This window comes from Bradyrhizobium sp. SZCCHNR3119 (assembly GCF_032487775.1).
Classification (GTDB): Bacteria; Pseudomonadota; Alphaproteobacteria; order Rhizobiales; family Xanthobacteraceae; genus Bradyrhizobium.
On the sequence record NZ_JAUEUV010000001.1, the window covers coordinates 4,830,501 to 4,843,420 of the forward strand.

Annotated in this window: 13 protein-coding genes; 7 read left to right on the forward strand and 6 right to left on the reverse strand. The window is 63.6% G+C overall.

The genetic code is table 11. The features are described 5' to 3' along the window. Nucleotides 1–32: 32 nt before the first annotated feature. Nucleotides 33–1,661, reverse strand: a complete 1,629-nt coding sequence (locus tag QX034_RS22215) for a fatty-acid--CoA ligase (protein WP_315741643.1) — start codon at nucleotides 1,659–1,661, stop codon at nucleotides 33–35. Between the two features lie 126 nt (nucleotides 1,662–1,787). Here QX034_RS22215 and QX034_RS22220 point away from each other — a divergent pair, with 126 nt between their 5' ends. Next, nucleotides 1,788–3,149, forward strand: coding sequence for an extensin family protein (locus tag QX034_RS22220; RefSeq protein ID WP_316195793.1), 1,362 nt, complete (start codon nucleotides 1,788–1,790; stop codon nucleotides 3,147–3,149). A 182-nt stretch (nucleotides 3,150–3,331) separates the two neighbouring features. On the opposite strand, the gene QX034_RS22225 is transcribed toward QX034_RS22220, so the two are convergent. Next, nucleotides 3,332–4,012, reverse strand: a complete 681-nt coding sequence (locus tag QX034_RS22225; RefSeq protein ID WP_315706941.1) for a L,D-transpeptidase — start codon at nucleotides 4,010–4,012, stop codon at nucleotides 3,332–3,334. Between the two features lie 353 nt (nucleotides 4,013–4,365). Between QX034_RS22225 and QX034_RS22230 the strand changes: the two genes are divergently transcribed. The 3 genes from QX034_RS22230 to QX034_RS22240 all read left to right on the forward strand — a co-directional run bounded on the left by QX034_RS22230 (nucleotide 4,366) and on the right by QX034_RS22240 (nucleotide 6,778). Further along, complete coding sequence (locus QX034_RS22230) at nucleotides 4,366–5,343, forward strand: magnesium transporter CorA family protein (protein WP_315706942.1); 978 nt, start codon at nucleotides 4,366–4,368, stop codon at nucleotides 5,341–5,343. Nucleotides 5,344–5,707: 364 nt separating this feature from the next. After that, a complete protein-coding gene (locus QX034_RS22235) occupies nucleotides 5,708–5,944 on the forward strand; it encodes a hypothetical protein (RefSeq protein ID WP_315706943.1) in 237 nt (78 codons plus the stop codon). Nucleotides 5,945–6,442: 498 nt separating this feature from the next. Beyond that, nucleotides 6,443–6,778: a hypothetical protein gene (locus QX034_RS22240; protein ID WP_315706944.1), complete on the forward strand. Its 336-nt coding sequence runs from the start codon at nucleotides 6,443–6,445 to the stop codon at nucleotides 6,776–6,778. Between the two features lie 139 nt (nucleotides 6,779–6,917). Here QX034_RS22240 and QX034_RS22245 read toward each other — a convergent pair whose 3' ends face one another. Both QX034_RS22245 and pdxH read right to left on the reverse strand, forming a co-directional pair. Then, entirely contained in the window at nucleotides 6,918–7,670 is a 753-nt protein-coding gene (locus QX034_RS22245; protein ID WP_315706945.1) for an SDR family oxidoreductase, read from the reverse strand. A 163-nt stretch (nucleotides 7,671–7,833) separates the two neighbouring features. Continuing rightward, entirely contained in the window at nucleotides 7,834–8,484 is a 651-nt protein-coding gene (pdxH, locus tag QX034_RS22250) for a pyridoxamine 5'-phosphate oxidase (RefSeq protein ID WP_315706994.1), read from the reverse strand. Between the two features lie 164 nt (nucleotides 8,485–8,648). Between pdxH and QX034_RS22255 the strand changes: the two genes are divergently transcribed. Both QX034_RS22255 and QX034_RS22260 read left to right on the forward strand, forming a co-directional pair. Continuing rightward, complete coding sequence (locus QX034_RS22255; RefSeq protein WP_315706946.1) at nucleotides 8,649–9,011, forward strand: RT0821/Lpp0805 family surface protein; 363 nt, start codon at nucleotides 8,649–8,651, stop codon at nucleotides 9,009–9,011. Between the two features lie 110 nt (nucleotides 9,012–9,121). Next, nucleotides 9,122–10,069 (forward strand): DnaJ C-terminal domain-containing protein, encoded by a 948-nt coding sequence (locus QX034_RS22260; RefSeq protein ID WP_315706947.1) that lies wholly within the window; start codon nucleotides 9,122–9,124, stop codon nucleotides 10,067–10,069. Between the two features lie 464 nt (nucleotides 10,070–10,533). Here the strand turns inward: QX034_RS22260 and QX034_RS22265 are convergent, their stop codons facing one another. Next, nucleotides 10,534–11,304, reverse strand: a complete 771-nt coding sequence (locus QX034_RS22265; RefSeq protein WP_315706948.1) for an anti-sigma factor — start codon at nucleotides 11,302–11,304, stop codon at nucleotides 10,534–10,536. 103 nt (nucleotides 11,305–11,407) lie between these two features. After that, nucleotides 11,408–11,896 carry a sigma-70 family RNA polymerase sigma factor gene (locus tag QX034_RS22270; protein ID WP_315706949.1) on the reverse strand — a complete coding sequence of 163 codons (489 nt, stop codon included), beginning with the start codon at nucleotides 11,894–11,896 and terminating at the stop codon, nucleotides 11,408–11,410. Between the two features lie 198 nt (nucleotides 11,897–12,094). Here QX034_RS22270 and fabI point away from each other — a divergent pair, with 198 nt between their 5' ends. Further along, nucleotides 12,095–12,913 (forward strand): enoyl-ACP reductase FabI, encoded by an 819-nt coding sequence (gene fabI / locus QX034_RS22275; protein WP_315706950.1) that lies wholly within the window; start codon nucleotides 12,095–12,097, stop codon nucleotides 12,911–12,913. Nucleotides 12,914–12,920 lie beyond the last annotated feature (7 nt).

A 12,920-nucleotide genomic window follows, 5' to 3' on the forward strand; every position in this document is an offset into this window, starting at 1 on the left:
AGGCCGTGCCTGATACTCAGCACGTCGGAACGCTACGCCGCCGCGTTCGGGAAGCGGTAGCTCTTGAACTGATCGCGCAGCGCCGTCTTCAGGATCTTGCCGGTCGCCGTATGCGGAATGCCGTCGACGAAGGCGACGTCATCCGGCATCCACCATTTGGCGATCTTGCCGTCCATATATTTCAGGATGTCCTCGCGCGTGGCCTGCTGGCCCTGCTTGAGCTGGATGATCAGGAGCGGCCGCTCGTCCCATTTCGGGTGCCACACGCCGATCACCGCGGCCTCGGCCACGGCGGGATGGCCGACCGCGAGGTTCTCCAATTCGATCGACGAGATCCATTCGCCGCCGGACTTGATCACGTCCTTGGAGCGGTCGGTGATGCGCATGTAGCCGTGTGGATCGACGGTGGCGACGTCGCCGGTGTCGAAGAAGCCCTCGTCGTCCAGGATATTGCTGTCGACGTGGTAATAGGCCTTGGCGACCGCGGGACCCGATACTTTGAGGCGGCCGAAGGTCTTGCCGTCCCAGGGCAGCTCCTGGCCCGCATCGTCGGTGATCTTCATTTCGACGCCGAACGGAGGAAAGCCCTGCGTCTGCAGCACGTCGAGCCTGGCATCGCCCTCGGCGGCGAGGAACGGCGGCTTCAGCGTGGCGAGCGTGCCGATCGGGCTCATCTCGGTCATGCCCCAGGCATGGCGCACCCCGATGCCCATGCCGAGGAAGGTCTCGATCATCGAGCGCGGCATGGCCGAGCCGCCGCACACCACCATCTTCAGATGCGGCAGCTTCAAATTGTTCGCCTGCATGTGCTGCAGCAGCATCAGCCACACGGTCGGCACGCCCGCGGTGTAGGTCACCTTCTCGGTGTCGAGCAGCTCATAGACCGAGGCGCCGTCTAGCTTCGGGCCTGGCATTACCAGCTTGGTGCCCATCGAGGGCGCCGAGAAGGCGATGCCCCAGCTGTTGGCATGGAACAAGGGAACCACCGGCAGCATTGTATCTGCAGCCGAGGTGCCGAGCGAATCTCTCGAATTGGCCATCAAGGCATGCAGCACGTTGGAACGATGCGAATACAACACGCCCTTGGGATCGCCGGTGGTGCCGGATGTGTAGCACATCGCGGCCGCGGTGTTCTCGTCGAAGGTTTTCCAGGCGAAGTCGCCGTCGCCTTGCGCGATCCAGTCTTCATAGGCGACCGCGTTCTTCAGCGAGGTCTGCGGCATGTGTGCCGCATCGGTCAGCACGACGTAGCGCTGCACGCTCGTAAGCTTGTCGGCGATCTTTTCCAGGATCGGCACGAAGGTCAGATCGGTCATCACGATGCGGTCCTGCGCATGATTGATGATCCAGGCGATCTGCTCCGGGAACAGGCGCGGATTGACGGTGTGGCAAATCGCGCCGATGCCCATGATGCCGTACCAGGCTTCGAGATGGCGCGCGGTGTTCCAGGCGATGGTGGCGACGCGGTCGCCGAGCTTGATGCCGTCGCGCGTCAACATCTGTGAGACCTTGAGGGACCGGTCGTGGATTTGTCGGTAAGTCGTGCGAACGATGGGGCCTTCGACCGACCGCGTCACCACCTCCTGCGTGCCGTGAATCGTGGCGGCATGCTCGATGATCCGGTGACAGAGCAGGGGCCAGTCTTGCATCAAACCAAGCATCAGGTCGTTCCTCCAGGCGGTATTCGCTTGTTGCAGCGAGATATTTTGAAAGGTTCCCCGGAGTTTAGCGCGCGCCGGGCGCAGCGCAAATGGGCTTGTGGACGCAGCAATGCCGCAGGCTCGTCCATGGTTATCGCAGTGGCGTTCGCGTCTCTGATCGGGCTCGCGGCGCTGCCTCCCGCCGCCGCCAAATCCCGTCATGCGGACAAAGCGCGCCATGTCACGCCGCCGGTTCATCTGGCCAAGGTGCCGCTGCCGCAGCCGCGTCCGGCCGATGCCCCGCAACGGGATCAGGCCAAAGCTACCCCGGCGTCCGAACCGGCCAAATCCGGATCAGCCAAGACTGAGCCGGCCAAGGAGGAGGCGAAGGCGCCCGTTCCCCCGCCACCTTCGGCCTGTCGGGTTGCCCTGACCGAGGACATCGCGATTGCGCCGTCGGTTCCGGCGATCCACGGGCCTGGCGAGTGCGGCGGCGACGATCTGGTGCGGCTGGAGGCGATCGTGCTGCCGGACAAGAAACGCGTCGCGCTGACGCCGGCCGCGACGATGCGCTGCACGATGGCGACCGAGCTCGCAAACTGGGTCCGCAACGATGTGGCGCCGGAAGTGGCGAAGCTTGGCAGCGAGGTCGCCGCGCTCGACAATTTCGACGCCTATCAATGCCGCGGCCGCAACGGCAAATCCGGCGCGCCGCTCTCCGAGCACGGCCGTGCCAATGCCATCGACGTCCATGGGTTCAAGCTGGCCGACGGCCGCATGATCGAGCTCACCGATCGCACCGAGCCGCGCGAACTGCGCGAGAGCCTGCTGCATTCGGCCTGCACGCGCTTCACCACGGTCCTCGGTCCGGACTCCGATTGGTATCACGAGAACCACATCCACCTAGATCTGATGCAGCGGCACAACGACTATCGGATCTGCCAATGGGATGTGCTCGATCCCATGCCCAAGGTCGCACCGCTGCTGCCGGAAGAACGGCCGCAAGAGGCGCCGCCGCGCGCGGTTGCAGACGCCGGGCAGGGCGGTAACGGCGCCAAGGCTAGGTCCGGCGCCAGCGTGGGAGAGGCCGTCGGAGAGGCCAAGACTGCAAGCGGGAAGACCAGCCCGGACAAACCCCGCGACCAACAGACGGCCGGTAACGGAGTTCAACGACAACAAGCCTCTCCCGAAGCCAACGCCGACAAGTCGGCGGCGCCGAAGCTGACCTCGCCCGCACGCGGTGCCGAGCAGACGACCGGCAGCACGGGCGGGAGCGAGAAATCGATGAACAAGCCTTCGGTTGATTCGGAGCCGCGCAGTGAGGCCATTGCCGATATGGGCCGCCAGGCCAAGCCGCCGGCGCCCGATAAAGCGTCAGCCGAAAAGGTCTCGACGAACAAGGTTGCCATCGAGAAGACAGGGCGCAGAAAACTGGCTGCCGACCGGGCCGTACCGAGCAAACACCGCCGCCGGGCGCGTATCTGGAATCCGTTCGCGTCGTTCTTTTGATGTCACCCGCGGAAGGCGGTCGCCCGCTTTGCAGCAACCGGCTGCAAACCGGGTTCGCCCCGATGCTCCACACGTAGCCGGAGGCTGAAAAACAAAAAGCGCCGGAACGACCGGCGCTTTCGCAAGGATGGTGTACGCGTTTCTGTGCTTTGATTGGAAGCTTGTTTCTGCCGTCAGGCCGCTTACTGCATCGCGACCGTGTTGCCGCCGCCCTGCAGAGCCATTTGCGAGTTGAACGGCGAGTCGCCCTTGTGCGGCTCCAGCACCACCACGATGGTGCCGACCTTGACGCGGTTGTAAAGGTCGATCGCGTCCTCGTTGGTGAGGCGGATGCAGCCCGAGGAGATCGAGGCGCCGATATATTCCGGCTGGTTGGTGCCGTGGATGCGGAACAGCGTGTCCTTGCCGTTGGAATAAAGATACATAGCGCGCGAGCCCATCGGATTGTCCGGTCCGGGCGGCACAAAGGTCGGCACGCCGAGCCGCTCGATCTCGCCCTTGGTGGGATGCCAAGCCGGCCACTCGGTCATGGCGCCGACCTTGGCGATGCCCGACCAAGCCATGGCCTCTTCGCCGACGGTGATGCCGTAGCGGATCGCCTTGCCGTTATCGAGTACGTAATAGAGGTAATGATTGTCCGAATCGACGACGATCGAGCCCGGCGCTTCCTTGCGGTGATATTCCACGATGGCGCGCCGGAACGGCTCGGCGACCGGTGTGTTGGTGTAGCGGATCTTGGACAAGAGTTCCTTGTCCTTCGGCTTGAAGGCCTGTGCGTTGGTCGCCTCGTAGGTGGTGGCCTGCATGCAACCCGACAGCATCAGGCCCACGGCCAGAAGTCCGAATTTCACCTTCAGCGACATGGTAAATTTCCAGTTAAAGTTTGGGTTGCGCAAGCCCAGGTCGACGCAGCCCCAACGCGACGATTCCGTTGCTCATCATTATCGACAAATCGCATCACAATTCCAGCGCTGGCATGCCGATCGGACGTTGCAGCGCCGCTGTTGTTGCCTTTTTGCCGCAACATTTTCAGGGATGGCGGTGCCAGCTGTGCCGTCCTGGGCACGACCGTTCACAGTCTGAACGATTTTGCTCCAAACCGACCGCAATCACGTTGCGAAAAAGCCGATGGACCGGTCGGCAAGGCTGCGTCACAAGGCAGCAGCTCGAATCACGTTAGAAGCCCTTCAAAGGCCTTGTTTTTCTGGAGACCCGGATGTTCTCGGTGTTTGTTCCTGGCGAATCCGCGCTGAAGAAGGCGGCGATTGGGGATCTCGCGGCGCTGCCGGAGAACGCGGTCTGGATCGATCTGGTCAACCCGACCGGGGCCGAGGACAGGGCGGTGGAAAAGCTCGCGGGGATCGCGGTGCCGACCCGCGAGGACATGCAGGAGATCGAAATCTCCAGCCGGCTCTATATCGAGAGCGGCGCGCGCTACATGACCGCCACGTTGATGTGTCATTCGGACAGCGACATGCCGCGGACCACGGCCGTGACCTTCATCCTGTCGGCCCATCGCCTGGTCACGGTCCGTTACGATCAGCCCAAGCCGTTCGCGGTGGTGGAGGCCAAGCTTGCCCGCGGCTGCCCGTCGACGATCACGGGTGAAATGATCATGATGGAGCTGCTCGACGCGGTGATCGACCGCTGCGCCGATATCCTTGAGCGGATCGGAGCCGATATCGACCAAGTCTCGCACGACATCTTCGAGCCGCATGCCGAGCGGCACGGCCATGCCAAGCAATATTCGCAGATCCTCATCGCCATCGGCCGCAAGGGCGACCTGACTTCGAAGGTGCGCGAGAGCCTGGTCTCGATCGGCCGCCTCGTCACCTTCCTGTCCGCCGCGGTCGAGGGCGTCAAATGGTCGAAGGACATGCGCGAGCAACTCAAGACCATGCAGCGCGACGTCGCCTCGCTGACCGACCATGCATCCTATCTCGCCAGCAAGATCACATTCGTGCTCGACGCCATGCTCGGCGTCGTCAATCTCGAGCAGAACAACATCATCAAGTTGTTCTCGGTGATGGCGGTGGTGTTGATGCCGCCGACCTTGATTGCATCGATCTACGGCATGAACTTCAAGGTGATGCCGGAACTCGATTGGGTGCACGGCTATCCGATGGCGCTGATCATGATGTTGATCGCGGCGGTCGTCCCGTACTACATCTTCAAATTGAAGAAATGGCTATGAGCCCGGCAGAAATTGCCGCGAAGAGTTGGCATCAAAGCTAAGCGCCAAATTGATTGGTGCCCAATGCGCCTTATTCACGCCGGTTTTTCGCAACTAGGATTCACGATCGCTTCACACAGGTCGCATGAGCCCATGCAAATTCGCCTGCGCAGGCATGCCTGCAATCGCTGATCCAAATGCATGCAGCTGCAAAGCCGCCTCAATTCCTCAGGTAAAATTTGAGCGGTACGCTGAACCTTTGAAAGAAACTTCTCTGCGATAAGCCATGCATGAGCACGGCCGTGATGACGCATGCGCGTCTCCTCTGGAGCCCCGCTCACGAGCACGAAGGCGCGGTCACCGCGCCTTAGCCAAGAGGCAGGCAATGATTGAGAAACGCGTAACGGCATCGAACAACGTGGTCGAGCTTGCGGCCTATCAGCGTGGCCGTACCGGCGCGTTTGCCAGCTACGCGTTGTCGCCCCGATCATGCCGCTTTTGCGGCGCCGAACTGGAAGATGGCGAGCGCGAGGAGGAATGCTCCTCCGCGCTCAACGTCGAGACCGCACGCCTGCGCTGGCGCGCCGCCCAGATTTTGCGCGGCTTGGTGTGCGAGGGGTAGATTCTCCCACGCACTTATCGGCACTTCAAATTCAAGGCCGTACGCGATCAACAAGTTTACTGCTGCATCGCTGACGCCGAACTCGCAAACCCGACCTGCGGCCATATGACGCGAAGTTCGGGACCACGGCTGTAACGGTCCAGTATGACAGCCAAGGTATGACGGCCCAAATGTGACCGTCCAAATCAGTCACGTTGCCGTCGCCGAACCGTCTGTGCGGTCGCCGCTACCCCTTCCGTGACCAGGCCATTGTCGGCGAACGGCGCCAGCCGTGCCTCCACGTCGTCCAGCATCGCGGCGACCTCATGTGGCAAAGCGTCCCATCGCGGATGTTCATCCGCCGTTCAATCCGCTGGAGGATAGGATACGACGGAGCATGGAGCGAGTCGTCGCCGATCAGGCTTCGGCGCCACGTCCCCAGCCCAAATCGGGAATAGAGGAACTATTATCCGCGACCGCGGTTTTGGTCGCGGGGCGAATACCACATCGGAGAAGACTTTGGACAAGAAGATCGCCGGACTTTTGGGTGCCGCGGCTGCACTCGGCACATTTGCGTCATCCCAGGCTGCACCGCTGCAGGTCCCGGCCGACGCGCTGCGCGCAAACTCCTATGCCGAACTGCTGGAGCCGATCCCGAATGCCGGCGCCATCCTCCAGGCGATGGACCGCGAACAGGGGGCTGTATCGGACGAAGCACAGGTGATGGAGGTGCAGTATGGCCGCTATTATCATCACCACCATCATCACTGGCGTCGCCCGGTGATCGTGGTGAGGCCGCCGCGCTACCGCCACCACCACCATCATCACCATCACCACCATTTCCGTCGGTACTGATACGGACGAGGTCGTGCAGCGGCGCCGGAGCATACGCTCCGGCGCCGTTCGTTTGCGCGCAGGTTTCGGTCTGGTTGGCCAGGCGAGGGTGCAAGCGGGCGAGGCGATCGCCCGTCTCCGGTTCGAGGGCGGTCAGCCCTCACACATGCTGTCCGCCATTGATGTGGATCTCGGCGCCGTTCACGTAGGAGCTCGTCTCGGTGCAGAGGACGTAAACGATCTTCGCCACCTCGTCGGGGGTGCCGAGCCGATGCATCGGGATCTGCTCGGCGACGATCTTCTCGGTGCCCGGCGACAGGATCGAGGTGTCGATCTCGCCCGGGGCGATCGAGTTGACGCGCACGCCGACACGGCCGAAATCGGATGCCATCTCGCGCGTCAGCGCGGCGAGTGCGGCCTTCGAGGTCGCGTAGGCGGCGCCGGCGAATGGGTGCACCCGCGAGCCGGCGATCGAGGTGACATTGACGACCGAGCCTTTGACCGCCTTCAACTCCTCGATCAGTCCGCGCGCCATCATGATCGGCGCGAAGAAGTTGACACGGAAAACGTGATTCCAGGTGTCGAGATCGGTGTCGACGGTGCCGAGCCGCGCGCCGCCGGGCCCCTTCGGCGAGATCGCGGCATTGTTGACCAGCGCATGCAACTCGCCGGTATCGAGCCGGTGTTTGATCTCGGCGATCGCGCGCAAGGTGTCGTCGGGATCGGCAAGGTCGACCTGGATGTGATCCTCGGGTCCTGCCCCCCATGGACATTCCTCCGGAAAGGGGTGCCGCGAGCAGGTGATGACCCGCCAGCCGGCCGAGGAGAATCGAATCACGGTGGCGTGGCCGATGCCGCGGCTTGCGCCCGTCAGGAGCATCGTGCGCCGCGGCTGGTTGGATGAGGGAGCCATGGTACTTTCTTTCGTCTTTCCGCGTCGTCATGCCCGGGCTTGAGCACGCCTGCGGGACCGCAGTCCCTTCGGCGTGGCGGAGGCGCAGTCATCTGCGCCTTGGTGTTCGTGTCTAAGACGTGGATGGCCGGGCTTGATGGTCGGTCCGGCCATGACGTTGCGGCTACGGATACATCCTTACCTTCGTCCATCCCTGGTCCGGCGCATCGCGGCGGAATTCGATCCGGTCGTGCAGGCGAAATGGACGGTCGTGCCAGAATTCCATCCGCAGCGGCGTGATGCGCCAGCCGCTCCAGCCGGGTGGGCGCGGCACGTCGCCGATGATGTATTGCGTGGCGACCTTGGCGATGGCCTGCTCGAACGCGAAGCGGCTCTCCAGCGGTTCCGACTGCTTGCTGGCCCATGCGCCGAGCTGCGCCTGCTTCGGGCGGGTGGCGAAATAGGCATCCGCTTCCTCGTCCGTCACCGGTACGACGGGGCCCCGGATCCGCACCTGCCGGCGCAGCGACTTCCAGTGAAACAGTAAAGCCGCCTTAGGGTTTGCGGCGAGTTCGCGGCCTTTCTGGCTGGCCTTGTGGCTGTAGAACACGAAGCCGGCTTCATCATAGCCCTTCATCAGGACCATGCGGACATCCGGCAGGCCGGTGTCGTCGACGGTGGCGAGCGCCATCGCGTTGGGATCGTTCGGCTCGCTTTTGGCGGCCTCGGCAAACCACCCGGCAAACAGCGCAAATGGCTCGCCCGCCTGCGTGAAATCGGCGGAGTGACCCGATGTTAAGGTTGTCTGGTGTTTGATGGTCGTGGGGTCGGTCATGGAGGGGAGTCCGAGTTTTGCGTTCACTCGCGGCCAAGAGCGCGCAGTGCCGGTCTGTTCCGGCCCTATATAGGGCATCGGTGCGGTTTGGCCTATCGACGATCGGCTCCGCCGGTACCGCGCTTACACTGATTCTGATCGGGCTCTCCGCCGGCGGCTGCGCCATGTCTCGCCCCGAGACCGCATTCGCCAGGATGGAGGAGGCTCCCGTCACGGGATCGATCAGCGCGCCGGCGGCGGTCGAGCCGACCGACGGCGATCTGGCGTTTGCCCGCAATGCCGCCTCGGACGTGCTGACCAAGGGGGACAAGGATTCCAGCCAGCCCTGGCATAATCCGCAGACCGGGGCCCGTGGCTCGGTGACGCCGATCGCCAAGGTCTACACCAGTGATGACGGCCGGACTTGCCGCGATTTCCTGGCAAGCTATGTCAACGGCAGGACGGAGCGCTGGCTGCAGGGGTCCGCCTGCCGGATCGAACGCGGCCGCTGGCGCATCCAGAGCCTGAAGCTCTGGCAGCAAAGTTAGCTCATCTACGGGAACCCGTTGCAAAAATACAACGGAAACCCCAGATGAAATGCAAAGCGGGCGGGGAGCCCATAGGTTAGTATCTGATTTTCTGTAAGGAGACGTGACGGATGCGCGACCCCTATGAGGTCTTGGGGGTGCCGCGGAGCGCCAGCGCTGCGGCCATCAAGAGCGCTTATCGTAAGCTCGCCAAGAAGCACCATCCCGACAGCAACAAGAACGATCCGAAGGCGTCGGCCAAATTTTCCGAGATCAATACCGCGAACGAGATCCTCGGGGATGAGGAGAAGCGCAAGCAGTTCGACCGGGGCGAGATCGATGCCGAAGGCAAGCCGCGCTTCCAGGGCTTTCCGGGCGGTGGAGCCGGGCGGGCCGGACCGGGCGGCTTCGAGAGCTACAGCTTCCGCGGCGGCGGTGGGCCTGGCGGCGGTGCGGGCGGCTTCGAGGACATTCTCAACAGCATGTTCGGCGGCGCCCCGCGCGGTGCGCGCGCCGGCGGCAGTCCGTTTGAGTTCGAACCCGGTGGCGTAGGCCTCGACCTTGACCTCAACGTCGCGATGACCGTGACGCTGGAGGAAGCGGTCAATGGCGGCGAGAAGCGGGTGCGGCTGCCCTCGGGGCGCGAACTGAACGTCAAGATTCCGGCCGGTGTTGCCGCCGGCCAGCAGATCCGGCTCAAGGGGCAGGGCGAGACAGTGCCGGGCCATAAGCCGGGCGACCTTCTGATCTCGATCCAGATCGCGCCGCATCCGTATTTCAAGGTCGAAGGCAGCGACATCCGGCTCGATCTGCCGATCACGCTGTACGAAGCGGTGCTCGGGGCCAAGGTGCGGGTGCCGACGCTGGGCAGCGCGGTCGAATTGTCGATCCCGAAGAATACGTCGAGCGGACGGACCTTCCGCCTCAAGGGCAAGGGCCTGCCGAAGAGCGGCGGAAGCGGCGACCTGTTCGTCACGACCCGCATCATGCTCCCCGACGGCAACGATGCGGATCTCGAGGCCCTGATGACCAAGTGGCGCGATCGCCACCCCTACAACCCGCGTAGCAATCTTTCGTAACACTGGTCGCGGTGCCTGGATGCAGACGCCGCGGCCGCGACGTCTTCGTCAATCAAATGAGATCACCTGCGGGTGCCGCTTTGCTGCGGCGTTCCGCGCGCGTGCCAGCGCACGCGGAACGGTGACAAGGCGATATTGCGAGGGGCAAAAAAAGTGCGGCCTCGAGAGGGGGACCAGCGCGGTGCAAAACCCCAATCGAGGCCGCTGACGCGTCGATCGGCGGATCGAACGCTCCTCATTTTTTCGTGAGTATTCGGTACGATATTGAGACGCGTCGGTGGCCTCATTCCAGATTTTCGATGACCGAATTTGGACGCGACCTTCGCGTGTCATCCTGCTGTCTTAGTACGCCGATCCCTCCACTTCAGCGATCGCAAGTACGATGCGGGGCAACTGCTTCTCGGAAGCGTCGGAATCGCGAATCGCGATCTCGCTTATCGCGTGTGGATGATAGCTCATGCGCGCTATCCGCCACTGCGTTCGGCTTGATCGTAAACCGCGCGTGCAACCTCTGTTAGACGTCCACGATCATTGCCGCCGATTACGACATAGCCGACGCCGCGGTCAGCCCAGGACAGTGCGCCGTTAGTGCCCTCGCGGGTGTAGCGCATCTGTGTCGCGTCGGTTGTCGTCCTGGTTGCATAGATGGTGAAACGTTCGCCGGAGGCGCTTTCATACATCAGGAACGACGCAGGTCCGGATGGCCCCGGCAGCAGCCGTCCGCCGACCAGTTTCAACCCGCTGGATTCGAGCTCCGGCGCATGCACCGTCCGCCCGCAGCGGCGGGTCAGCCATTGCTGCAGATGCGCCTTCTCGTCGCCGGGTACTTCGACCGGATGGCGGACCTCGACCACATACAGCCGGTGCGCTTCGAGTGCATCGCCGGTGAACGCCTGGAACGCGGAGGGCGACGCCGTGACGTCATGCGCGATCCAGCCGGTCGCGCCACCCATGGCAAAAGCGGCAAAGCTTGCGGCGATTGCACCATACAGCCATTTGCGTGGCGGCCGCTGCAGTCGCTCCAGTTCGAGCCGCGGCGGCACCGGCTCGTTGGCCACCGCATCGTAGCGCGCATGCAGCGCATCCGCGACGGCGCGCCACGACTGCACCCGCTCGGCGTCCTCCGGATGTGTCGCGAGCCAGGCTTCGACGTCGCCACGGCGTTCCGTCGGCAGCTCGCCATCGACATAGGCATGCAGCTCGTCTTCCGTGATGGGAATCTTCGGATCGGTCATTGTCGTCGTCTCACTTCAGTCGAAGGCGTGGCGATCTTGCAGCCCGGGGCGATCGGCTCCAGGCTGGCCACAGCGATGGCGTCGGCAGTCAGCAGCGCGGCCGTCATTTGATCCTCCGCAGCGCCGGACGTTCGCCATCCAGCACCGCGCGCACATGGCCTCGGGCGCGGGCCAGCCGCGACATCACGGTGCCGATCGGAACCCCCTGGATTTCGGCGACCTCGCGATAGCTCAGTCCCTCCAGCACCACGAGCACGAGCGCGGCGCGCTGTTCCTCGACCAGGGTCGACAGCGCGCGTTCGATGTCGCGGCCTTCCGCCTCGGTGCCGCTGGCGTCCGGATTATCGTCTTGCAAGGGCAGGAAATATGGCCGCCGCGCCAGCGAGCGGCGCCGGTTCTTGTTGAGGTTGGTCAGGATGGTGTAGAGCCAGCTTCTGATGTCGCCGCCGAGAAACAGCCGTTCGGCGCGCAGCGCGCGCACCAGCGTATCCTGCACCAGGTCGTCGGCGGCATCTGCGTCGCGGGCCAGCGCGCGGGCGTAACGGCGCAGCGCCGGTATCATCGCTTCCACACTCTGGCGAAACGGGCTCATCGCAAAGATCTCTCGGCTGTCGTACCTGCGGCACAGCCTTCGATCGTGCCGCGCCCCAGCCAGCATAACCCCGGCATGACGGGCCTATTCCGACCGGCAGATCGGGGCAGGACTATGCCGCCGAGCCTTCGAAAGGGGCTATACCGGGCCAAACCGGTGGTGTACGTCCACTGCTTAACCAATTCGATGAGAAGCCGGATGCCGCAAAATTCAGGTCTGATGCAGGGCAAGCGCGGGGTTGTTCTCGGCGTCGCCAATAACCGCTCGATCGCCTGGGGAATCGCCAAAGCGGCGCGCGCGGCGGGCGCGGAGATCGCGCTGACCTACCAGGGGGACGCCTTGAAGAAGCGGGTCGAGCCCTTGGCGCAGGAGCTCGGCGCTCTCATGCTCGGCCATTGCGACGTTACCGATGCCGCCACGATCGATGCGGTGTTCGACGTGGTGAAGGAGAAATGGGGCAAGATCGATTTCGTCGTGCACGCGATCGCCTTCTCCGACAAGGACCAGCTCGACGGCCGCTACATCGAGACCACGGCCGACAATTTCTCCAAGACCATGCTGATCAGCTGCTACTCGCTGACTGCGATCGCCCAGCGCGCCGAGAAGCTGATGACCGACGGCGGCTCGATCATCACGCTGACCTATTACGGCGCCGAGAAGTGGATGCCGCATTACAACGTGATGGGCGTCGCCAAGGCGGCGCTGGAGGCGAGCGTGCGCTATCTTGCCGTGGATCTCGGCGAGAAGAACATACGCGTCAACGCGATCTCGGCCGGCCCGATCAAGACGCTGGCCTTCGCGGGCATCGCGGATTCCCGCTACCTGCTGAAGTGGAACGAGGTCAACGCGCCGCTCCGTCGCAACGTGACGATCGAGGAGGTGGGTGACAGCGCGCTCTATTTCCTCTCGGATCTCGCCCGCGGCGTCACCGGCGAGGTGCATTATGTCGATGCCGGCTACAACGTGCTGGGCATGAAGCGTCCGGACGCGCCGGACATGTCGCTCGCAAAGGACTGACGTCAAG